Below are 23,445 nucleotides of genomic sequence, written 5' to 3'. Positions count from 1 at the left end.
GCCGCTGGATGGCACGACGGTCACGGTCGCCGTAAGCGCCGCTGCCACACCGCGATCGGTGTTACGGTTTTCGGGTTCTCGAGAAAAGAGGAACCCACGTGTCGTCGACCACGCCCACCTCGCAACCACCTGCCGCTCCGGAACCGGACGACGCACCGGTTCCGGAGCAGTCCGGCGCCACCGGCCCGGCAGAAGAGAAGACGCCGTCGTGGTGGCGGCGGCGGCTCCACCGGTATTCCTGCGTCGGGTTGACGGTCGCGCTCGTCTTTCTGTGGCTGTCGGTGACGCCGTCGCTCCTGCCGCGCGGGCCGCTGTTCCAAGGCATCGTGAGCGGGGCCTCGGCCGCGGTCGGGTACGGCCTCGGTGTGCTGGTGTCCTGGCTGATCCGTTACATGATCTCCCGGGAGGAACCCTGGCCCGCGCCGATGCGCCGGCTCTGGGCGGCGCTGGGCCTGGCCGCGATCGCGGGCACCGTCGTCATGCTGGTCGCGTTCCAGCGGTGGCAGGACCAGGTCCGGACGATGATGGGGGTCGACCTCCTGTCCTGGACGGCCTACCCGCAGATCCTGCTCATCGCCGTGGTGGTCTTCGCCCTGCTGATGACCATCGGGCAGGCGTGGGGCGACGGGGTGAAGTGGCTCGTCCGGAAACTCAATCGCGTGGCGCCGCCGCGTATCTCGGCCTTCGCCGCGGCGACCATCGCGATCATCATCACGGTGCTGGTCCTCAACGGCGTCGTCGCCAACTACGGTATGCAGGCGCTGAACTCGTCGTTCGCGGCGGTCAACGACGAAACGACGGCGGACTCCAGTCCGCCGACCACCCCGCAGCGTTCGGGCGGTCCGGGTTCGCTGGTGACCTGGGATTCGCTCGGGCGTCAAGGCCGGATCTTCATCTCGGTGTCGCCCACCGTGGAAGAGCTGAGCGCGTTCAACGGGTCCCCCGCCATGGAACCGATCCGCGCCTACGTCGGGCTCGGCTCGGGTACAGATCTGCGTGCCAATGCCGAACTCGCCGCAGAGGAACTCGTGCGCGCCGGCGGGTTGCAGCGCAAACTCATCGCGGTCGCCTCCACCACCGGCACCGGATGGATCAACCAGGCGACGGTGGACTCGCTCGAGTACATGTACAACGGCGACACGGCGACGGTGAGCATGCAGTACTCGTACCTGCCGAGCTGGTTGTCGTTCCTCGTCGACAAGGAACGCGCGCGGCAGGCCGGGCAGGCGCTCTTCGAGGCGGTCTCGGAACGGGTGCGCGAGGTACCTGAGGCCCAACGCCCCAAGCTCGTCGTCTTCGGCGAGAGCCTCGGCTCCTTCGCGGCCGAGTCGGCGTTCGGGACCATCCCGGCGCTGAGCGCGCGCACTGACGGTGCCCTGTTCAGCGGACCGACCTTCAACAACAAATTGTGGGTGGACACGACCGGGTCACGCGACGACGGGACCCCGGAAGTGTTGCCCACTTACGACGACGGTCGACAGGTCCGGTTCATCGCCGACGCACCGGACCTCGACAAGCCGACCACCGAGTGGACGTCGCCGTCGGGTCGCGCGGTGTATCTGCAGCACGCCTCCGATCCGATCTCGTGGTGGAACCCGCGACTGATCCTCCGCGAGCCRGACTGGCTCGAGGAGGAACCCGGACGCGACGTGCTGTCGGCGATGCGGTGGATCCCGTTCGTGACCTTCTTGCAGGTCAGCGCCGACATGGCGGTGTCGGTCGGAGTCCCCGACGGCCACGGACACAACTACATGTCCGCGATCCCGGCAGCCTGGGCCAAGATCCTGCAGCCGCCGGGCTGGACCGAGGCCAAGACCGAACGTTTGATCCCCCTGCTGACGAGGGACTGATCGGCACCGCCGCCCGGTGGAGCAATTTCGGTCGGGCGGGAACGGCTTTCGCGGTTCCATACTCAGAGGGTGACCTCTACCGACCGTGACCGTCTCCGGCAGCTTCTCGACGCGGTGCTGTCCGAGGACAACACCTCGCTCGACGACATGGCCTCGGGCGCCTACGCGTCGCCGTTCCACTTCACCCGGCAGGTCCGGCGCGGTGCCGGCGAGGCACCGGTGGCCCTGCGGCGCCGCGTCCTCCTCGAACGTGCCGCGTGGCTCCTCCAGCGGGGACAGTCGGTGACCGACGTGGCCTTCGAGTCCGGGTACTCGTCCGTCGACGGCTTCTCGCGTGCCTTCAGCCGCGCCTTCGGACACAGTCCCGGCCGCATGGGTGCGGTGGGAGAGCACAGCCACTGGCTGCCGGCGCCGAACGGCATCCACTTCCACTCGCCCACTGCGCTGTACGTCGACAGCGGCTCACCCACGACCGAGGATGCGGGCAACGTGGTGATGCTCATGATTCGCCACGACCTCGACGACATCGAGGCGCTCCTCGACGCCGCGAAGGGGCTCGACGCCGCGTCGTGGACCGCGCCGCGTTTCGCGGGTAACCAGCTGCTGTCCTGGAGTGGACCGGAAGAGTCTCTCGCAGAGGTCATTTCCCATCTCGTCGGCGACAAACTCCCCTGGTTGTCGACGATCGAGGGAGCCGACCTGCCGCCGGCCGCACTGACCCAACTGACCGACCTCATCGAGTTGCATCGCGACATCGCACCGCGCTGGCTCGCCCTGATCCGTGACATCGACCGACGCGGCGCGTGGCAGGACCGCGTGATCGACGCCTTGTGCGACCCACCCGAATCGTTCCTGCTCTCCCAGATCGTCGCGCACGTGTTGACGTTCTCCGCACATCGTCGGCTCGTCGCCCGCTGGATGCTGCGGGACTCCGGCGTCGACGTCACCGCCCCGACTCTCGATCCCGACCCGATCATGTGGCACCGCAAACACTCCGGAGGATTCTGATGGCATTCCGCTACTACACGGCAACGACCCTCGACGGCTTCCTCGCCGACGACCGGGACAACCTCGACTGGCTGCTCAGCCAGCCGCTCGAGGAGGGCGGGCCGATGAACTACGACGACTTCTTCCGGCAGGTCGGTGTCGCCGTGATGGGCGCGACGACCTACCGGTGGATCCTCGACCACGAGGTCTCCGACGGGAAGCCGTGGCCATACGACATACCGACGTTCGTCTTCACCCATCAGTCACTGACGCCGGTGTCGGACACCATCTCGGTGGTCGCCGGGAGCCCCGCAGACCTCCGTGACCGTCTGGTCGACGCAGCGGGCGACCGCCACGTCTGGGTCGTGGGCGGCGGCGACCTCGCCGCGCAGTTCGCCGAAGCCGGAATGCTCGACGACGTCATCGTGTCGATCGCGCCCGTCACCTTGGGGTCGGGCCGACCACTCTTCCCGCGCGCCTACGACTTCGAGTTGCAGGACTTCGCACGCAACGGCGCGTTCCTGTGTGCGCGCTACTCACCCGTAGGGCCGCGATCGACTCCCGCGGAGGTCTGACCGGTCGTCGGGCGACGGGCCGGCCCGCGGCGTTCAGCCCTCGCCGACCGAGTTCCGCATGGCGTCGGGCACCTCACCGCGAGCCCACCGCGGCAGGATGAAGATGCCCTCGGACTCGGCCGTGAGCTGGCCGTCGACCGAGATCGTCCCTGTGACGAACGTCTTCACACCCTCGACCCGATCGACGCGCGCCTCGCCGCGGATCACCCCGAGCGGCGTACCGCGCCGATACCGGACGGTGAGGGTGCCGGTCATCCCGGGCACACCCTGGAACTCCGCGGTCGAACCCAGCAGCTGGTCGAAGACGAGCGCGAGCACGCCGCCGTGGACGAGTCCGGCCGGACCCTCGTACTGGGGACCGAGTGCGACCTCGAGCCAGCTGTACTCGGATTCGTGATGGAGCTCGACCGGCGGTGCGATCGGGTTCCGCCGCCCCAGAACGGCATTGCCCCAGGACCGTTTGGTGCCGTCGGAGTTGAATCGGATGCCGAACGGGCCCGGCAGCTGGTCCTTCCGGAGGATCTCGGTGGCGGCGGCGATGAGCCGCCTCGCCTCCGCGATGTCTGTCTCACCGACCTCGGTGCGCACCGTCGCATCGATCAAGTCCCGGACGCTGCCCGCGATCGCGGACGCGAGTTCGGTCCGGTGCGCGAGTTCCTCCGGGTCGATGTCCTCCTGGATGTATCCGCTCATGTACCCATCTAACAGGGTCGACGCACCGCTCTCGGCCCGACCGGTCGCCGTCGGCGGATCCGGACACCGCCGGTTCTGACCGCCGAGTAGGCTCCCTCGCATGACAGACCACGCCTGGAACGACCGCGCCTGGACCGCGTTCGACATCACCGTCTCCGACCACATCGCCGAGGTCACCCTCATCGGCCCGGGCAAGGGCAATGCCATGGGACCGGACTTCTGGCAGGAACTCCCAGAGCTGTTCGGGCACCTCGACACCGATCCGGAAGTGCGCGCGGTGGTGCTGACGGGGTCGGGCAAGAACTTCTCCTACGGCCTCGACCTCGTCGCGATGGGCGGGACGCTGTCGGCCGTCCTCGCCGGGGACGCCAAAGCCGCGCCGCGCACCGAATTCCTCGACTCGCTGCGCACACTCCAGGCCGGCATCACCGCGGTCGCCGACTGTCGCAAGCCGGTCGTCGCGGCCGTGTCCGGCTGGTGCATCGGTGGCGGCGTGGACCTGATCTGCGCGGCCGATGTGCGCTACGCCAGCGCCGACGCCAAGTTCAGCGTGCGTGAGGTGAAGGTCGGGATGGTCGCCGACGTGGGCACACTCGCGCGCCTGCCGTTCATCATCGGCGACGGTCACATGCGGGAGCTGGCGCTGACCGGCAAGGACATCGACGCCGCCCGCGCCGAGAAGATCGGTCTGGTCAACGACGTCGCCGACGATCAGACCGCCGTGCTCGAGCTCGCCCGCTCGACCGCCCGCGAGATCGCCGACAACCCGCCGCTCGTGGTCCACGGCATCAAGTCCGTTCTCGACCATTCGCGCAGCGCCGCCGTCCACGACAGCCTCCGCTACGTCGCCGCGTGGAACTCCGCGTTCCTGCCCAGCGAGGACCTCACCGAGGCCATCACCGCCGTCTTCGAGAAGCGCAAACCCGAGTTCAAGGGCCGCTGAGTCGCCCTGAGCTTCGAGGCTCGTCGACCTCAACGCGCTCCGTGGTCGCTTGCTCCGCCCGGCGGCTTGCGCTCCTCGCACCTCAGTACCTGCGGCCTGGCGGCCGTCGTGGACTACGAAAGAACACGCGTGGGCTTCCACATCTCTGCTCCCTGAGGTGCGAGCGAAGCGAGCCACGAAGGGCTCCGCAACCTGCCTCACCAGGCCCTTCGTGGCTCGTCGCTGGCGCTCCTCGCACCTCAGGGAGCAATGGTCATGTCGTTCCTTTGGATTAGGGAGCAATGGGGGCCGCTTCTTTCGGCTCAGGGAGCAGAGGTCCCACGGTAGACGTGCTCGGCCAGCGGGTGTGCGGCGTCGAGATCGGTGAGGAGTCGGACGCCGTCGAAGGGCGGGCCGTGCGGCGGTTCCACGGACACCTCCGGGGCTCGGCGAGAGATGGTGTCGACGAACCGGTTTCGGAGTCGATCACTGGCCGACATCACACCGCCGACCCAGCTCACGCGTGCTGGCTCGCCGGGCCCGCGGCCGCTGCGGTCGAGCGCGGTCATCGCCGACGTCGCCAGTTCGTCGGCGGCGTCGTCGATGACCTGTTGGGCCGCCGCATCCCCGGCCTCCGATGCGGCGTCGACCGCCCGGGCGAACGCGGCGATGCGTGCGACGCGGTCGGGGTCGGCCTGCACCGACATGTACAACTCGGCCAGCGGACCGAATTCCTCCTCGGTGGCCACGCGGAGTGCCGTCTCGGGCCCCCGGCCGTCGAAGGCGCGCAGTGCCGCGGTGATGCCCGACCGCCCGATCCAGTAGGCACTACCGGCGTCGCCGAAGAGGTATCCCCAGCCGTCGACCCGGCGGACACCGCCCCGGCCGACCCCGAGGGTGACCACGCCCGTCCCGACCGCGGTGACCGCGCCGAACTCGTGACGATTCGCGGCCAGATACGCGGTCACCGAATCATGGGCGAGGGCAACGGAGTCGACGCCTGCGTCGGCGAGCGCGGCGAGGAGATCGATGGGGCGGGAGGCGCCGGGGGTCAGTCCGGACACGCCGGCCGCGACCACCGACGGGCCGGGCGACCCGTCGGGACCCGACCTCACCATCGCCGTTCGAAGGATGTCCCGCACGGTTGCGGCGATCTGCTCCACGACCGGTCGGTCGGTACGGATCGGGGGCGCGTCGTGGTCGGAACCACCGTCGGGCGTCTCGATCCGCACGCGGGTGCCGGTCTGGCCGCCGTCGATCAAGATGTGCGTCACGCTGTCACCGGTCGTCACGGACCGCAACGCTACCTCGGTGCCCATCCGCCCGGAGGGCATCGAACCGTCACGGCGTCGGCGGAGACTCGRCACGGGTCCGGGGAGTCGACGTCGATTCGCCGAATCCCCGTGACACACTGGGCGCATGACGGTGCGGCGCGGACTCGCGGTGAAGATCGGGTCGATCTCCTGGATGCCTCGCTTCCTCCCGCAGATCGTCAGGTGCGACAGCGTTCTTCAATCTGTGTCGGGACAGCGGCTGAGCCTGCTCGACATCGGTGATCTGCCGAACATCACGATCCGGGTCCCGGGCCGCAAGAGTGGTGCGATCCGGACGACGCAACTCCTGGCCGTCCCGGACGGGTCGGACTGGTTGATCGCAGGCTCCTACTTCGGCGGTCCCAAGATGCCGGCGTGGGTCTTCAACCTCCGCGCTGCCGACGAGATCGAGATCATCGTCCACGGTGAGGTGTCGGAGGCGGTGCCCACCGAACTGGTCGACGCCGAGCGGGACGCGGCCTGGCAGACGCTGCGGGCGGTGTGGCCGAACTTCGATCTGTACGAGAAGCGCACCGACCGCCGCATCCCGGTGTTCCGGCTGCGACCGCGCTGACCCGACCTGGTCGGAACTCGGTGGGTCAGCCGTCGGTGACGAACTCGGGACTGCTCTCGGTGAGGTCGACATGGCCCACGAGGTACTGCTCGTCGACGGTCTCCACCCGGGGGCCGTCCGCGTCGTACTCGGGGGTGTAGGACACCCGCCAGCGCACCGGGCCGACGACGTCGACGACACCCAGACCCGACCCGTCCCGGCTGCTGTCCCCACTCGCATCCGAAACCGGAACACGGAGCAGATAACGCAGCCCGGACAGGTCTTTCGGAGCCGTCCACCGCACACTGCCGTCCACCGCGGAGCGGTACAACCGTTGGGTACAGCCCGCGACCTGCCGCCCCGCATCGGCCTGGGTCGACGCCGCACACGCGGTCAGGTGCGCCGACACCGAATCGCTGACGGCTCCGGCGCCGGTGGCGCTCAGTTCGCCGACGACGCGGACGGACATGGGTCCTCTCGGCGTGGTCGGAGGATCGTCGTCTGCGACGCGCGCGACGAAGTCGGTGTCGCGGGAGCCCCAGCGCTGCGGTCCGGGGAACACGTGCACCGTGTCCCCTTCCTCGACCTCGCCGCCGAAGAACGTCGGTTGCACAACCCGTAGCGACTCGATCCGGACCGCGATCGCGCCGTCGACGACGGCCCAGCCGTCGGCGACCCGTACGGTCCGGATCTCGGTGTCGATGACCCGGGCACCCATCCGGTATCTTGCCCGGACGTTCTCCTCCGGCGCACCGTCGGCAGCAGACCGGACCTCGATGTCGCCCAGCGGCGCCGCGGAGTGTTGAGCCCGCAGGACGTTGTCGGACAGAAACCGGGTGTCGGGGCGCGGATCGATGACACCCAGAGCCGCGTCGGCGTCGGCATCGGCGAGCGCGTCGAGATAGGTCTGCACCGCCTCGGACGGGGTGGCCGCCCGCTCGTCCTCGCGGGCCAGCCCGACGACGAGCGCGGCGACCAGCACCACCGCCAGGACAACCGCCACGCCGCCGAAGACGACGATCCGTCTTCGGCGGCTCACGTGCGGCGTACCCGTGGTCTGGACAGACCGATCAGGACTCCGAACCGGCCGACGGTCCGCTCGCCGCGAACGATTCGGTCAGCCGACCGGCCAACAGCTTCGCGAACTCGGCCGGGTCGTCGAGCTCACCGCCCTCGGCGATCACGGCCATGCCGTACAGCAGCTTCGCCGTCGGCACCAGTTGTTCGTGATCCCCGGCTCCGTAGGCCTTGTTCAGCGCGGCGACGAGCGGGTGATCAGGGTTGAGCTCCAGTGCCCGCTTGGACTTGGGGAATTCCTGACCGGACGCCCGGTAGAGCTTCTCCAGCTGCGGAGACATCGAGAACGTGTCACCGACCAGGCACGCCGGCGACTCGGTGAGGCGCGACGAGAGTCGCGTCTCACTCACGTCGTCGGAGAGGGTGCTCGTGAGCCACCCCAGCAGGTCGGCGTAGGTCTTGTTCTGCTCCTCCTTGGCGGAATCGTCGGCGTCCTCGTCGTCACCGTCGAGGTCGACGGCGCCCTTGGCGATCGACTGGAACGACTTGCCGTCGAACTCCGCACCCGCCGAGACCCACATCTCGTCGACGGGATCGGACAGGACGAGAACCTCGATTCCCTTGGCGCGGAACGCTTCCATGTGCGGCGAGTTCACGATCTGCTGACGCGATTCGCCGGTCATGTAGTAGATCGTGTCCTGACCGCTCTTCATCCGGCCGATGTAGTCGGCGAGTGTGGTCAGTTCGTCCTCGGAGTGGGTGGTCGCGAACGACGAGGCCTTGAGGAGCGCCTCGCGGTTGTCCGGATCGTTGACCAGACCTTCCTTGAACACCCGGCCGAAGGCATCCCAGAACGTGCGGTAGTCGTCGGGCCGGCCGGCGCGCATCTCGGTGACCGTCGAGATCACCTTCTTGGTGAGCCGGCGACGGATCGCGCGGATCTGGCGGTCCTGTTGCAGGATCTCGCGGGACACGTTCAGCGACAGGTCGGCCGCGTCGACGACACCCTTGACGAAGCGCAGGTACTCCGGCATCAGTTCGGCGCAGTCGTCCATGATGAAGACGCGCTTGACGTAGAGGTGGATGCCGACCTTGCTGTCGCGCATGAACAGGTCGAACGGTGGCTGCGTCGGGATGAACAGCAGCGCCTGGTACTCGAAGGTGCCCTCGGCCTGCAGCGTGATGGTCTCCAGCGGCGCATCCCAGGCGTGGGAGACGTGCCGGTAGAACTCCTGGTACTCCTCGTCGGTCACCTCCGAGCGCGACTTGGCCCAGAGCGCCTTCATCGAGTTGATCGTCTCGGCCTCGACGACCGTCTTCGTCTCCGGCGCTTTCTTCTCGTCCGCGTCGTCGGCGTCGGAGGCCTCGGTGTCGGGGGTCTCCACCGGAACGGTCTTCTCGACGTCCATCCGGATCGGCCACGCGATGAAGTCCGAGTACCGCTTCACGAGCTGGCGGAGCTTGGTCGGATCCGAATAGTCGTAGAGGTGATCCTCGGTGTCGACGGGCTTGAGCGCCAACGTGACCGAGGTGCCCTGCGGGGCGTCGGGGACGTCGTCGATCGTGTAGGTTCCGTCGCCGGTCGACTCCCAGCGGGTGCCGGTGCTCTCCCCCGCCTTACGGGTCACCAGCGTGACCTTGTCGGCGACCATGAACGTCGAGTAGAAGCCGATGCCGAACTGACCGATCAGTTCCTCGGCCGCCGCGTCGGACACCCCGTTCGCGCGAGCCTCCGCGAGCGACCGGCGCAACTCGGCCGTGCCCGAACGGGCCAGCGTGCCGATCAGGCCGACGACCTCGTCGCGGGTCATGCCGATGCCGTTGTCGGCCACGACGAGGGTCCGGGCCTCGGCATCGGGGTCGAGCGTGATGTGGAGGTCGGAGGTGTCGACGTCGAGGTCTTTGTCGAGCAGGGACTCCAGCCGCAGCTTGTCCAGTGCGTCGGACGCGTTGGAGATCAGCTCGCGCAGGAAGCTGTCCTTGTTGGAGTAGATCGAGTGGACCATGAGATCCAGCAGCTGCCGGGTCTCGGCCTGGAACTCGTGGACTTCGGGCTGAGCGCTCATCGCAGACCTCCATGTTCTGTTCTCGTGCACCGGACGGATGAAAATCTCCGCGCCGGTGCGACACGTGTGACGGACACCGACTTTACCGAGCGGTGGTGTGGCTACCCTGGGTCGGGGACCGACTACCCCCCGCGACATCCGTGCCGTGCGGGAACGATCAGGAAGCCAGGTGGATGGGCACACCCCGACTGCTGTTGGTGCACGCGCACCCCGACGACGAATCACTGTGGACCGGTGGCCTGATCGCGCGTCACACCGACGCCGGCGGCGAGGTCGACCTCGTGATGTGCACCTGGACCGACGGCACCGTCCGGCACCGCGAACTCGCCGACGCGGTCGACATCCTCGGCATGCCGCGCCCGCCGATCATGCTCGGCTATGCCGACGACCGGCGACCAGAATCCGCACCCGATGCGCAGCGGCTGTGCGAGGCGTCGTTCGACGAACAGGTCCGTGCGCTCACCCACCACATCCGGGCAGTGCAACCCGACATCGTGATCACCTACGACCCGCTGGGTATCTACGGTCACCCCGACCACGTCCACGCGCACCGGCTCGCGTGCGCGGCGGCCGACGCGGCGGCGTCGACGAAGCTCTATCACCGCGCCGGGCCGGCCTGGCGCGTGCGTTCGCTGTACTTCGCCACCATCCCGAAGTGGATGATGGACATCCTCGCGGAGAGTCTGTTCGCGGACATCCCCCGGGAGCAGCTACCCGGCACTCCGGAGTCGGAGATCGACGTGGTGGTCGACGTGTCGGATCTCGCGGCCCGCAAGAGGGCAGCCGTCACCGCCCACCGTTCGGAGATCGATCGCAGCCGGGCCATCTCCGGCTTCATGTCGCTGCCCGACGACATCCAGGAGAAGCTGCTCGGCGTCGAGTGTTATCAGCGCCGCGACCTCGTCCCCGGTGGTTGCGACCTGATCTAGGCGGTGTCGGGTCGACCGGGAGGTGCCGCGGCCCGCACACCCACCCCTTTTCCGGATTCCCACCGCGCTCGGACCGGGTGGGTTCACGGAAACGGGGTGGGTGTGCCGGGAGGCGGCGTCGCTCGATCATCCCGGTCGTCGAACGGCGTCACCGCCGATCGCAGACCGCTGGCCCGCTGCACGCGGCGGTCGACCGCCGCGGCCAGCACCTCGGGTGTCCCGACGATCCGCACGTGGTCGCGGGCGCGGGTGATGGCGGTGTACAGCAACTCCCGGGTGAGCAGTTCTGAGCCCGTGGGCGGGAGGATCACCGTGACCTGTCGGAACTGGCTGCCCTGGCTGCGGTGGATGGTCATCGCGTGAACCGACACGACGTCGGCGAGCTGCGTCGGGTGCAGGAGTCGCACCGATCCGCCGCGACGGAAGGCGACCCGGACGCCGTCGGCCCCCTGCGTCCGGCCCTCGGGATCGGCGATCACCACGCCCGTGTCGCCGTTGAACGTCGCCGTCTGGCGGTCGTTGGCGGTGACCAGGATGGGCTGTCCAGCATACCATCCGGCCAGCTCGGCGCCGGCGGTGCCCAGCCACTCGGTGATCCTGGCCGACCAGCCACGGACACCCCATGACCCCTCCCGGTGCGCGCACAGCACCCGGTGGGCGTCGAGCGCGTCGAGCGCCCCGTCGGCATCGGCACGACGGGCCGCTGCCCGCAGCGCCCGGCCCCATTCGACGAGATCGGCACGGACGGCATCGAGGTCGTCGGGCGCCACGAGTTCGACGTTCGGGACGTCGTCCGCGGCGACCAGTCTCAGGACTTCGTCTGCGTCACCGGCGTTCACGGCCGCCGCGACCCGCGAGATGCCGCCGCCGAAACGGAATTGGCGCCGCAGGGTGATCACGCCACCGGCGAGATGATCGGTGTCCTCGGGTTCCAGTTCATGATCAGCATCCAGGCCCACCGCCTCGAGCGCGGCCTGTGATACCGCCGTCACGGTTCCCGAATCTCCTTGCACTCCAGCGACATCCGCCCGTTCGACGAGATCCGCGAGCACCGCTCCGGCCTCGACCGACGCGAGCTGATGCGGGTCACCGACGAAGATCACCCGTGCATCCGGACGGACTGCGTCGAGCAGACGGCTCATCGCGGTCATCGACAGCATCGAGGTCTCGTCGACGACGATGACGTCGTGCGGCAGTGTCCGCCCGCGGCCGTACCTCGGGTTGGCACCCGGGCGCCAGCCGAGCAACGAGTGGAGCGTGACCGCGTGCGCCGTGACGGGAACCGTCGACTCCGCTTCCACCGAGGCCTGCAGCTGAGCCGCCGCCCGGCCCGTCGGCGCGCACAGTCCGATACGGAGGCCGGGTCCCTGCAGGGCGTCCAGTACCGCGAGAATGCGTGCGACCGTGTAGGTCTTGCCGGTGCCGGGACCGCCCGCCAGGACGGTGGTCCAGCGGGTCGCGGCGACCGCTGCCGCCAGCTTCTGCAGGTGCCCGTCCTCGGGCGAGGTGTAGACGGCGGCTATCGCAGCGCGCAGCGCATCGGCTTCGACCACGGGTGTCGTCTGTGCGCGGCGGGCCAGCGTCTCGCGGATCGTCTGTTCCTGCCGAAAGTACTTCTGGAGGTACACCAGCGGCCCATCGATGGACCGTCGCACCACCAACGGACGCAACGGACCCGCCTCGCTGCCCGCGACGAGCGGGCTCTCGAGCAGTGCGTCGAGCACCGCATCGGACGACGGGATGGTGAGGTCGGCGGTGTCGTCGCCGGCCAGCTCGCCCAAACGGTCCAGCGCGAGGCACGTCGAACCGAGCCGCACCGCACGGACCGCCAGCGCGGCGCCGAGACGCGCGGTCTCGGACACCGGCTCGGCGCACATCGTCACGAGACGGTCGGTGATGTGCACGTCCGCGGCGGCTAGGACTCCGGCCTCGTTCCACTCGGCGAGCACACCGGTGGCCCACTCCACCACCTGGACGTCGGACACGGTCATCGGGACGCTCCCGCCAGTGCATCGGACAATGCGAGGATCAGGTCTGCGGGCAGATCCCACTCGAACACGCCGCAACCGGGCGGCGTGCCCGGCCCGGCCATGCCGCGCACGAAGTGGTACTGCACCGGGCCGAGATGCCGGACCGGATCGTAGCCGACGACGCGCCAGCGCAGATACCTGTGCAGCGCAACCGAATACAGCATCGCCTGCAGCGGATAGTGGGCGGCGATCATCTCGCCTGCCATGGCCGCGGTGTCGAAGTCCTCGACGACCAGGTCCCCCGCCCGGATGCGGTTGGTCTTGTAGTCGACGACCACGTAGCGGTCGTCCGGGGTGCGCAGCACCGAGTCGATGCTGCCCGTCAGGAAGCCGCGCAGTTCACGATCGGGGAGCTCGCGGAGGTGATCGACGTAGTCACGCAACGGATCGTCGTCGGGCAGATACCGGTCCAGCAGTTCGGCGAACACCCCCGGCGTCGCCCCACGGGCGCCGGGGGCGCGATCCGGCGGCCCCAGCGGGAGCTCGAAGTCGAGCTCGGCGAGGCGATCTCCCGGCTCGACGCCCCAGAGATCGCCGAAACCGAGTGGCGTGGTGAGGACGCCGACGAGCGCGGCGACCAGTACGTCGGCGTCGATGTCGGCCGGCAGGACCCCGAGTGCGCGCGAACACAATTCGCGCACATGGGTCTCGATGTCGGGCGCCGAGGTGTCGACGTATTCGAGGACCTCGTGCACCAGGGTGCCGAACGTCGCCCCGTAGGGCAGGCCGTTCATCAGCGACGGCGTTCCCGCTCGGTGACCCTCGGCGGGCGGCTCGTCGAGCTCGACCGGGCCGGCCGGCTCGTCACCGAGGATGTCGTCGGCCGGTTCGCTACCGGTGGTGACGACGGAACCGGCGGGTGCCCCGGGTGCGCCGTGCGCGACATCGGCGACGATGGCCGAGTACGACGTGCGACGCCATTCCTGATCGATGGCGCGCCGGAACCGCGCGACCCCGAGGGTCGCCGGCTCGACATCGGCGTGCGGCGGGGCCGCCACCGCACCGGCCTCGATCCGGCCGGCGGGCTCGACCGAGATCGCGGCATCGCGCCCGGTCAGGGTACGTAGGACGCCGACACACGTGGCGTCGTCGTCGGGGATGGGGACGTCGGAGGCGACCGACCACACCGATTCGCCGGTCTCGGAAGGGATTCGGGTTGCGGTATCGCGCCCGAAGATCAGCCGGTGCAGCGGCCCGCTCGTTGTGTTCATCGACGGCGCCCACCACGCCACGACCTGCGATTGCGCCCGCGTCAGCGCGACGTAGAGCAGCCGGAGGTCTTCGCCGGCCGTCTCCTCGGCGTACCGCCTGCGCCGCGCCGCGCGGCCGGGCGCCTGCGCGCCACCGACATCGAGACGCCGGGTACCCGACTCGTCGTGGTAGGTGATGTTGCCGCGGTCGCCGATCCACGTCCCGTCCCAGCCGTAGGGCACGTAGACGATCGGGAACTGCAGGCCCTTGCTGGCATGCACGGTCATGATCTGGACGGCCTGCGTGTCGCGGTCGAGGCGCCGACTCTGGTCCTCGTATCGCTGGCGCGCGGACGTGTCGGCGATCCGCTCGGCCAGCCACTCGACGAGGCCACTGACTCCCGCCGAGGTCTCGACCACGTGCTTGTTGCAGAGCGCGGACACCTGCAGAAGATCGGTGAGGATGCGTTCACCGTTCTCGGTGGCCAGGACGCGCGCGGCGACACCGTGCGAGTCGAGCAGGCGCTGCGCCATCGCGGCGAACCCGCCCTGCACGAACACCCGTCCCAGCGATGCCAATTCGGCCCCGAGCTCGGCGACCTCGGGTTCGCCTGCGGTGGCCACCTTCTCGATCGACCAGCCGAGCAGGGTCGTGAGCGCCGCCAACCGCACGCGGTCCGCGCGGGAGGGTTGTTCGACGGCACGCATCACCCACAGCCAGTGCTGGGCCGCGGTCGTGGAGAACACGTTGACCCCCGACCCGATCACCGAGTTGATGCCGCGCTCGGCGAGCTCCCGCTGGAGCGGTTCGATGGTGCTGTTGAGCCGCACCAGGATCGCGATGTCGCCGGGATCCACCGGGCGGGAGGCTCCGTCGACCTCGAGCCGAGCGCCCTGGGCGAGGGTCTGCGCGATGTCGTCGGCGACATCGACCGCGATCCGGTCGCGGACGTCCTTCACCGCGGGCAGGTTGTAGGCGTTACGGGACGTGAAGTCGGTGCGCAGGAACGCGCGGATGCGTAGCGGCGGACGACCGTCGAGCCGGCTGCCCGGGTGTGCCGCCGAGACCGGATGCACCACGATGCCCGGATGTCCCAGCGCCGCTTCGCCGTACAGATGTCCGAGGGCGTCGACGAGCGCGCCGTCGGATCGCCGGTTCACGTCGAGCGCCTGCAAGGTGTCGGCCGAGGACACCGCGGCGAGGTAGCTCAGGACCTCGGCACCGCGGAATCCGTAGATCGACTGCTTGGGGTCGCCGACGAGGATGAGTCGGCGATGGCCGTGGAAGCACCGGCGCAAAATGTCCCACTGCAACGGGTCGGTGTCCTGAAACTCGTCGACCAGGACCACGGTGAAGGTGTTGCGGATACGTTCGCACGCGCGTTCGCCGACCACCGGGTCGGTCACGATGCGTTGCAGGATGGCCTGCAGGTCGTCGTAGGTCCGTACGCGCGCATCACGTTTGCGCGCCTCGACGATGCGGCGGACCGCGGACGCGAAACTCACCCGGCGGGCGGCCACCGCATCGGCACCCGGCCCGTCGATCGACTCGGAGGTGTCCGGCGCCAGTGCGACCGACGCCTGGCGTACCGCGTCGCGGGCGATCGACTGCGCCTCGGTGAAGTCGAATTCCGGTGTGTCGCTTGCCCAGAAACCGCGCAGGTAGAGGTCCAGCGCCACCTCTTCGGTGAGTTCGTCGACCTCTTCGACGATCGAGTAGACCAGTTCACGCTCACCCAGGAAGCCCAGCGCCTCCAGCATGCGGTTGCAGAACGTGTGGGTGGTCGCGATCGTCGACGCGTCGAAGTCGCTCAGAGCGCGGGCGAGATTGCGACGACGGGTGGCGACCTCGTCCGGTGATCCCTGCGCCAGCATCTGCAGCAGCGCGTCGTGGCCGGGGGCGGCACCGGGACGGTCGAGTCCGTCCAGCAACTCGCGCACGCGGTCTCGCATGCGTTCACGCAGCTCGGCGGTCGCGGCCCGGCTGAAGGTCACCAGCAGCATCTCCGAGATCGGGACTCCCTCGGCGATGTGCCGGGCGGCAAGTCCGACGATGGCGTAGGTCTTCCCGGTTCCGGCGCTCGCCTCCAGGACCGTGGTGTGATCCGGCAGGTCGGCGGTGACGTCGAAGGTGGCCGGCCGTCTCACGTGCCCTCCCGGTGCTCATCGAGTGGCACCCACACGGTTCGCGCCAGCCCGGCGAACAACGGTTCGTCGTCGGCCATGGGCAGTTCGACACCGCCGACGGTGCGATGGTCGGGCGTCGCGCTGTCGAGGAGGTCGTCGAAATCGACCTCGGCCAGCACGTCCCCGCCGAATGCGAGCTTCACATGCGGGTCGTGCGCGGCACCGAATCTGTCGTCGAAGTTCCGGCGGGCGTTGGCGAGCGAGAACGTGCTGCGCCGGCCGGGCCCGTCGTTCTCGACGAACGTGTACGCGGGTTCCAGCGGCAGCGGCAGCGGACGACGCAGACCCTCGTCGCGAAGCCGGACGAGGTCGTGGAGCAACGGCACCGGGTCCTCGGGGCGCCGGAGTCTGATGGTGCTGGTCCCGCCGCCTCGCGGGGCCCGCCCGATCAGGACCGCCGAGTCCACCGACCGCGCCGCGGCATTGCCCTGGGTCGCGGCGGCGGCCACCGCGAGAAGCGTGATCCAGCCGCTGAGTTGCTGTTTGGCCTTGAGCTTGGAGTACGTCGGCCGCACCAACGCGGCCGGCCCGGTGTCGCCGAACGCGTCACCGACCGTTCCGTGCACCCGGCGGCCGTCGGGTAGTCGGACCAGGACGTCGAGGGTCGTGGGAGTCCCTGTGCGCAACGGCTCGACGACGCCGTACAGCCGCGTGACCGTCCGCGAGATCGCGCGGAGCTCACGGGTGCCGAAGGCGAATGGCGGCAGCGTGCCGCGCCGGAGCTCGGCCGCCTCGCACTCCCCGATGGACACCCCGGTCAGCATCCGGGAGAGGAATCGGTCGCCGATCCCCCACTTGTCCAGTGGTTCCAGTTCGACGTCGAGCTGGTCGTCGTGTGGCCGGTCGTCGTCGGGGATGCGGGCACCGAGGCGCTGGCGGACGAACGCCACGATCGGGTCCACGTGGAAGTCGATGAGGGTCGCGAGGTCGATGTCTTCGGTGTCGGGGGTCCGTTCCGGCGCGGGCAGCACCTCGGCAGCGGCGACCACCACGCGCCGCGTCGGCTCGCGTAAGGCCTCGGCTCCGCGAAGTATCGACGCGTCGTGGCTGAACGGCCCCGCGATTCCCGGCACGCCACCGGGGGTGAAGTTCCGCGCGTCGAACCCGTGCAGCGAATGCCGGCGAACGGGACTCACGCCGGTCAGACCGGTGAGCGTGTCGACCAGTTCGCTCACGACCACAGCGGGCGGGATCCGCCGGCCGGAGACGGGGTCGGCGCCACTGTAGAAGACGAGGAGGGCATCTTGCGCGGCGCAGATCGCGTCGAGGAAACACTGCCGGTCCTCGTCCCGCGGATTGCGTTCGCCCACCAGCGGATCGACGCCGAGTACGTCATCCCCGTCGATACGCTGGACACGCGGGAACACCTCGGCGTCGATCCCGAGCAGCACGATCACCCGGTGCGGCACCGAGCGCATCGGCACCATCGTGCACACCGTCAGCTCTCCGGTGCGGAAGTTCGAGCGCGTCGGCCGGCCGGCGACCAGCGCCGACAGGAGGTCCCGCACGTCCGCCAGACGCAGCACCTCCTCCGGCTCGACCGGTCGGGTGTCCCCGAAGGCCTCGCTGAGCATTCGGATGGCCTGTGCCCGTTGCCAATCCTCGGCGGGCTCGGTCGCCGTCAGCGACGAGACGGCGTCGATGAGCGTCTCCGCCCATCGGTGCGCGGGAGCGGCTTCCCGCAGTTCGGCCAGCACCCGACCGAGTCGGTCGAGGAACTCGTCGAACCTGCCGACGAGATCGATGCCGGTACTCTCCACTCCGGCGAGCGGCAGTGCGGTACCGAGCCATTCGTCGTCGGCCTCCTCGGCGACGACGCCGAGGGCGATGCGGTCCAGGCCGGCGTCGAAGGTGCCCTGGCGGAACCGTTCGAGACCGTAGCGGGCGCGTTCGGCGACGCCTATCCCCCACCGGACGTTGCTGTGCGCCAGCCATTCCCGGATCAGATCCAGGTCGTCGTCGGTCATCGCGAACCGGGTTCTTACCGGCGGGGCGCCGAGGAGGTCGACGACGTCGCCTGCGGTCACCCGGCCCGCGGCCAGCTCCACGACTCCGACGATCACGTCGAGGATCGGGTTCACGTGGCGGATGCCACGGTCGGCGAGCCGCACTCGGAGGTCGAACGCCGGATGCGGCAGCCCCGCTTGTCCGAATGCGCCACGGATCAGGGGTGCGAAGGTCTCGACGTCCGGGCACATGATGAGGACATCGCGCGGCTGCAGCTCGGGATCGGCGGCGAACAGATGCAGCAACCGATCCCGCAGGACCTCGATCTGCCGCTCGGGCCCGTGACACGCGTGAACCTCGACGGACGGGTCCGCGGAGACGGTCGGGTCCGACGTGTCGGCGAGGCCGGGCGCGGGCGCGAGGTCGTCGCGGATCCCCGACTGGACGACGTGCAGCGCGGTATCGCCGAGCACCGACTCTCGCGGCACATGGTGGAGGTCCCGATCGACGATCGGAGCGAGCCGCGACTGGAGCTCCTGCAGATCACGGGAGAGACCGGCGAGCAGGGGGTTTCGCAGTTCGGGGAGCTCGCACTCCCCGCGTCGCGGTGGGACCCCGTTGCCGGAGTCGAGGTTGACCAGGGCACCGAGTTCCGCCCACAGCCGCGGACTCGGGTGGGGCACGAACAGGTGGACATCGTGGTGGACGGCCGCGGCCGCGGCGATCTGACGGAACGACTCGGTGATCCGCGTCGGCCCGAAGACCGACAGTCGTTCCGGCAATCCCCCCGCCGCGGGGTCGGTGCGCAGCCGATCGCAGACCGCGGCGAGATCCTCCGCGGGATGTGGCCGGCCGATCTCGGCGCGGACCGCGCGCCAGAACCCGGGCTGCCACGCCAGGTCGTCCCGCAGGAGGCGGCCGGCACCGTCGAGATCGTGGCCGGCGGCCCAGTCGGCGATCAGCGACGGGCGCGACCGCCCGTACCGGTCGAACAACTCGGCCAGATGGCGTGCGGTGGCGTAGCGGCGCCCGATCCGGGGCGAGGAGGTGTCGCCCGCGCCGATGTGCCGCGCGATCACGTCGAGCGCGGGGTCGTCGACGCGGTCGTCCAGGACACGCAGCACCGGCCACGTCAGTTCGGACGCGCGCCACGGATCGTCCGGCGCCGTCAGCGAGCCCGAGGTGTTCAGACGCGTATCACCGAGCACCGCCGCGACGATGGCGTCAGCCAGGCGGGGCGGTCCGGTGAAATCGATGTTGGCCGCGATCCCGTCGTCGCCGGCCCCTGCCCCCAGGCGTCGGGCCAGATGCTGGGCGAGCCACCGCTCGACTCCCGCGGCGGGAACCGACACGATCTCCGGGCGCATCGGGTCGCCCAGCGGGTGCGCGAGGACCTCGGCCAGCGCATCGGCCAGCGTGTCGGTGCGTTCGGCGCGGTGCAGGATGAGCATCGGACGACTGTGACTCCGGGGCCCGGCCCGGTCAGCCCGCGGCGTTCGACCGGGGCGTGTGGAAACGCACCGGCTCGCCGAGGCGCGCGGTCAGCAGCGGCCGGGCGTCGTCGGGGATCGGGGTGGGCCGGCCGGTGTCCGGGTCGACGACGACCATCGTGGTCTCGGCCGTGGCGCACAGCGTCCCGGACTGGTCGAACAGGCGCAGCGCCATGACGAACGACGACCGGCCCACGCGTCCGATGCAGGTGCGCACGTGCACCGGGTCGAGCGAGTAGTGCACGGGAGCGGAGAACTCGATGTCCTGACGCGCGACGAGGAACGAGAACTTCCGCGGCCGGTCGGGCATCCATTCATAGAACGAACGCACCCGGCTCTCCTCGAAGATCCGGGAGATCTGCACGTTGTTGATGTGGTTGTTGATGTCCATGTCGCCCCAGCGCAGCGCGACCGGGATGTCGAGGACGTAGTCCGGTCCGGCGGAACCGGCTGCGGTTGCCTCGGGATCGAGGGCATCTGGGTCGGGGGCATCTCGGTGGGGGGCCACGGCGCGATCTTAGTGCGGGACACGCGTAGGACGAACTGCAGGAGTCACAGCCGACCAGACCGTAGACTCACTCGCCGGGGCAGGACGTCAGGCGAAGCGGTGCGCGCACCCCCGCGCGCGGTGAGGGGCTCGGGTGAACATCGACACGGCACGGGCTCGGCTGCGCCCGGTGTCCGCCGTCGATGTCGACGAGCTCGTCCACCTCGACAGCGATCCCGAGGTCATGCGGTACGTGAGCGGCGGTGCCGCGACACCGCGCGCCGTGATCGAGGACTGGGTGGTCCCCCGCGCCGAGACCGAACACCGCAGACACGGCACCGGCACCTGGATCCTGTGCGACCCCGCCACCGCCGCCTTCCTCGGCTGGATCTCGCTGCGCACACCACGGCACAGCAACCGAGCCGAGCTCGAACTGAGCTATCGCCTCCGGCGCACGGTGTGGGGCCGCGGCCTCGCGACCGAGGCGGCGTTCGCCCTCGTCGCGTTCGCGTTCGACCACCTCGGCACCGAGCGGGTGTTCGCGAGCACGGTCGCCCGCAACGCGTCGTCGCGCCGCGTGATGGAGAAGCTCGGGATGACGCTCTGCGCCATCCACCTCTGCGACGACGCCGCGGACTCGGCCGAGCTGCTGACCATCCACCCGGACCGCGACCGGTCCGAGGTCGAATACGAGCTCCTACGGGCCGACTGGCAGCAGCGATCGCAACGATGGTCGTCGGCCGGGGGTCTCACCGCGTGAGCGCAACACCCCTCTGGCCGCGCCCATCGGATCATCATTGACTACCGTTGAGAACATGCACGGTCGTACTCCGGCCCCGGCGCTACACGGCCCCCTCGGGTAGCACCCCATTCGGTCCGCCGAAGTCCGCACGACCGTCGCCCAACGACCTGGAAGGAGATGTCTGGAGATGAGCAGCCCCGCCGTCCAGGCCCCCGCTGGAGCAGCCACGACCCGTCGGAAAGTGGTCATCATCGGTTCGGGCTTCGGCGGATTGTTCGCCGCCCAGCGACTGGCCAAGGCCGATGTCGATGTCACGCTGATCGCCAAGACCACTCACCACTTGTTCCAGCCGATGCTCTACCAGGTGGCGACCGGCATCGTCGCCGAGGGCGAGATCGCACCGGCGACCCGCGTGGTCCTGCGCAAGCAGAAGAACACCGCCGTCCTCATGGGTGACGTGTACGACATCGACCTCGAGGCCAAGACCGTCACCTCCCGCCTGCTCGAGCGCATCACGGTCACCCCGTACGACGACCTCATCGTCGCCGCCGGCGCCGATCAGTCGTACTTCGGCAACGATCACTTCGCCGAGTACGCGCCCGGCATGAAGACCATCGACCACGCACTCGAACTGCGCGGTCGGATCCTGGGAGCCTTCGAGCAGGCCGAGCTGTCCCACGACCCCGCCGAGCGCGCCAAGCTGCTGACCTTCGTGGTCGTCGGCGCGGGCCCCACCGGTGTCGAGTTGGCCGGCCAGATCGCCGAGATGAGCGACAAGACCCTCAAGGGCGCGTTCCGCAACATCGACCCGACCGAGGCCCGGGTGATCCTGCTCGATGCCGCGCCGGCTGTCCTGCCACCGTTCGGCCCGAAGCTCGGTGGCAAGGCCGCGGCCCGCCTCGAGCGCATGGGCGTCGAGATCCAGCTGAACGCGATGGTCGTCGACGTCGACTACGACGGCCTGGTCGTCAAAGAGAAGGACGGGACCACCCGCCGCATCGAGTCGCAGTGCAAGGTGTGGTCGGCCGGTGTGCAGGCCAGTCCGCTCGGCCAGCAGCTCGCCGAGCAGTCGGGCGTCGAACTCGACCGCGCCGGCCGGGTGAAGGTGCTTCCCGATCTGACCATCCCCGGCCATCCCGAGGTGTTCGTCGTCGGCGACATGATGGCCGTCGACGGGGTGCCGGGCGTCGCGCAGGGCGCGATCCAGGGCGGCCGCTATGCCGCGGACGCCATCAAGGCCGAGCTGAAGGGGCAGACCCCCGACCAGCGCAAGCCGTTCAGCTACTACGACAAGGGCTCGATGGCGACCATCTCGCGGTACTCCGCGGTGATGCAGGTCCCGATCCCCGGCATCAAGAAGACCTTCGAGACCGAGGGCTACTTCGCCTGGCTCGGCTGGCTGGCGCTGCACCTCGTGTATCTGGTCGGGTTCCGCAACCGCCTGAACACCCTGATCAACTGGTTCTTCGCGTTCACCACGCGCGGCCGTTCGCAGCTCGCGGTGACCGAGCAGCAGGTCTACGCGCGCACCGCGATCGGCCAGTTGTCGGCGCTCGAGAAGGCCGGCGAGACCTCCGATGCGGAACCGGCGAAGACCGATGCCGGGACGGTGGACACCGCGTCGACCGCTCCCGGGGCGACGGGCTCGGTCCCCACCGAGGGCAAGGACGCGGACGGCAAGGAATCCGAGGCCGAGGCCAGCTGATCCGCGGACGGCGGCCGGCCCGCCGGCGGTCGTCTACGGCACGACGGCCAGTGAGTCGATCTCCAGGCCGTCGGCCAGCCGCCGCGCGGTGCTGACCGAGGTCCCGAGCGCGGTGGTCAGACTGGCGCCGCCGGCCAACTGGAGACGCGCGGCGAACTCGGTCCCGTGCACGTCGCCGGGCCGGTTGTCGGGGTACCGGAATACGCTGCTCGCCGCCCGGTGGCCCGCGGCCCCCGCGGGTGTGCCCTGACCGAGCGAGAGCCGATGGACCAGCACCACTTGATCGTCGACCTCGACGCGCAGACCCCCGGTCCAGGCACCCATCCGGTCGCGGTCGACCAGGGTGGCGTCCGTCATGCTCGCCGCCCGGCCGATCTGGACGTGCTCGTGTAGATCGAGGGTGGCGCCGGCGGCGAGTCGTGCCGTGATGTCCGAGCGGTGGACCGCGCCACCGGCGACGACCGTCGGTTGCGGGTCGATGCGCAGGCGACCACCGTCGCCGACGGCGATCTCCCACCGAGCCGACGAGTCCGGACGGTCGCGGGCCGGCAGCGCGATCGTCGCCGCGACGCTGCCGACTCGCAACTGCGCACCCGGTTCGACCTCGATGCGCACCACGATCTCGTCACCACCGAGCGGCGTGGCGGCGGTGCCGATCAGCTGAACGTGGCCCGGCGCGGTCACCCGCACGCCCAGTCCCCCGACCGCCCGATGACGCACGCCACGCTCGACGGTGGCGACGATGTCGACCTCGGTGCGCAT

The 23,445-nt window shown here is 69.6% G+C and carries 17 protein-coding genes; 8 read left to right on the top strand and 9 right to left on the bottom strand.

The annotated features are described in order from the left end of the window. Positions 1 to 98 precede the first annotated feature (98 nt). From A9310_RS06415 to A9310_RS06405, 3 genes are all read left to right on the top strand, one after another. Positions 99 to 1,850: an alpha/beta-hydrolase family protein gene (locus A9310_RS06415; RefSeq protein ID WP_055475416.1), complete on the top strand. Its 1,752-nt coding sequence runs from the start codon at positions 99 to 101 to the stop codon at positions 1,848 to 1,850. Between the two features lie 69 nt (positions 1,851 to 1,919). Further along, complete coding sequence (locus A9310_RS06410; protein ID WP_055475415.1) at positions 1,920 to 2,858, top strand: AraC family transcriptional regulator; 939 nt, start codon at positions 1,920 to 1,922, stop codon at positions 2,856 to 2,858. Continuing rightward, positions 2,858 to 3,412 (top strand): dihydrofolate reductase family protein, encoded by a 555-nt coding sequence (locus A9310_RS06405; protein WP_055475414.1) that lies wholly within the window; start codon positions 2,858 to 2,860, stop codon positions 3,410 to 3,412. The genes A9310_RS06410 and A9310_RS06405 overlap by 1 nt, the downstream gene beginning before the upstream one ends. Before the next feature lie 33 nt (positions 3,413 to 3,445). Here the strand turns inward: A9310_RS06405 and A9310_RS06400 are convergent, their stop codons facing one another. After that, on the bottom strand, positions 3,446 to 4,105 hold the full coding sequence (locus A9310_RS06400) for a PaaI family thioesterase (protein ID WP_055475413.1): 660 nt from the start codon (positions 4,103 to 4,105) through the stop codon (positions 3,446 to 3,448). Positions 4,106 to 4,205: 100 nt separating this feature from the next. On the opposite strand from A9310_RS06400, the gene A9310_RS06395 reads away from it, so the two are divergent. After that, positions 4,206 to 5,048, top strand: a complete 843-nt coding sequence (locus A9310_RS06395) for a crotonase/enoyl-CoA hydratase family protein (RefSeq protein WP_065629864.1) — start codon at positions 4,206 to 4,208, stop codon at positions 5,046 to 5,048. A gap of 302 nt (positions 5,049 to 5,350) precedes the next feature. Here A9310_RS06395 and A9310_RS06390 read toward each other — a convergent pair whose 3' ends face one another. After that, positions 5,351 to 6,346 (bottom strand): N-acetylglucosamine kinase, encoded by a 996-nt coding sequence (locus A9310_RS06390; RefSeq protein WP_065629863.1) that lies wholly within the window; start codon positions 6,344 to 6,346, stop codon positions 5,351 to 5,353. A 100-nt stretch (positions 6,347 to 6,446) separates the two neighbouring features. Here A9310_RS06390 and A9310_RS06385 point away from each other — a divergent pair, with 100 nt between their 5' ends. Further along, positions 6,447 to 6,914, top strand: coding sequence for a nitroreductase family deazaflavin-dependent oxidoreductase (locus A9310_RS06385; RefSeq protein WP_065629862.1), 468 nt, complete (start codon positions 6,447 to 6,449; stop codon positions 6,912 to 6,914). A 25-nt stretch (positions 6,915 to 6,939) separates the two neighbouring features. Here the strand turns inward: A9310_RS06385 and A9310_RS06380 are convergent, their stop codons facing one another. After that, positions 6,940 to 7,932: a hypothetical protein gene (locus A9310_RS06380; protein ID WP_065629861.1), complete on the bottom strand. Its 993-nt coding sequence runs from the start codon at positions 7,930 to 7,932 to the stop codon at positions 6,940 to 6,942. A 31-nt stretch (positions 7,933 to 7,963) separates the two neighbouring features. After that, positions 7,964 to 9,976: a molecular chaperone HtpG gene (gene htpG, locus A9310_RS06375; RefSeq protein ID WP_065629860.1), complete on the bottom strand. Its 2,013-nt coding sequence runs from the start codon at positions 9,974 to 9,976 to the stop codon at positions 7,964 to 7,966. Positions 9,977 to 10,149: 173 nt separating this feature from the next. Here htpG and A9310_RS06370 point away from each other — a divergent pair, with 173 nt between their 5' ends. Further along, the gene (locus A9310_RS06370; RefSeq protein ID WP_065629859.1) at positions 10,150 to 10,905 is read left to right on the top strand and encodes a PIG-L family deacetylase; all 756 of its coding nucleotides are present in this window, start codon (positions 10,150 to 10,152) and stop codon (positions 10,903 to 10,905) included. A gap of 83 nt (positions 10,906 to 10,988) precedes the next feature. Here A9310_RS06370 and recD read toward each other — a convergent pair whose 3' ends face one another. The 4 genes from recD to A9310_RS06350 are packed head-to-tail and all read right to left on the bottom strand — an operon-like array spanning position 10,989 to position 20,257. Next, a complete protein-coding gene (recD, locus tag A9310_RS06365) occupies positions 10,989 to 12,896 on the bottom strand; it encodes an exodeoxyribonuclease V subunit alpha (RefSeq protein ID WP_065629858.1) in 1,908 nt (635 codons plus the stop codon). Continuing rightward, entirely contained in the window at positions 12,893 to 16,273 is a 3,381-nt protein-coding gene (locus tag A9310_RS06360; protein ID WP_065629857.1) for a UvrD-helicase domain-containing protein, read from the bottom strand. The genes recD and A9310_RS06360 overlap by 4 nt, the downstream gene beginning before the upstream one ends. Further along, complete coding sequence (gene recC, locus A9310_RS06355) at positions 16,270 to 19,710, bottom strand: exodeoxyribonuclease V subunit gamma (RefSeq protein ID WP_065629856.1); 3,441 nt, start codon at positions 19,708 to 19,710, stop codon at positions 16,270 to 16,272. The genes A9310_RS06360 and recC overlap by 4 nt, the downstream gene beginning before the upstream one ends. Before the next feature lie 31 nt (positions 19,711 to 19,741). Continuing rightward, positions 19,742 to 20,257 carry a thioesterase family protein gene (locus A9310_RS06350; RefSeq protein WP_065629855.1) on the bottom strand — a complete coding sequence of 172 codons (516 nt, stop codon included), beginning with the start codon at positions 20,255 to 20,257 and terminating at the stop codon, positions 19,742 to 19,744. Positions 20,258 to 20,390: 133 nt separating this feature from the next. Here A9310_RS06350 and A9310_RS06345 point away from each other — a divergent pair, with 133 nt between their 5' ends. After that, entirely contained in the window at positions 20,391 to 20,996 is a 606-nt protein-coding gene (locus A9310_RS06345; RefSeq protein ID WP_065629854.1) for a GNAT family N-acetyltransferase, read from the top strand. Between the two features lie 169 nt (positions 20,997 to 21,165). Continuing rightward, complete coding sequence (locus A9310_RS06340; protein WP_058253203.1) at positions 21,166 to 22,683, top strand: NAD(P)/FAD-dependent oxidoreductase; 1,518 nt, start codon at positions 21,166 to 21,168, stop codon at positions 22,681 to 22,683. Between the two features lie 33 nt (positions 22,684 to 22,716). Here the strand turns inward: A9310_RS06340 and A9310_RS06335 are convergent, their stop codons facing one another. Next, a complete protein-coding gene (locus tag A9310_RS06335; RefSeq protein WP_065629853.1) occupies positions 22,717 to 23,445 on the bottom strand; it encodes an urease accessory protein UreD in 729 nt (242 codons plus the stop codon).

The organism is Gordonia sp. UCD-TK1 (genome assembly GCF_001691435.1).
Lineage (GTDB): Bacteria > Actinomycetota > Actinomycetes > Mycobacteriales > Mycobacteriaceae > Gordonia > Gordonia hongkongensis.
Note: the sequence above shows the minus strand (reverse complement) of the source record. Positions and strands in the feature narration are given on the sequence as shown.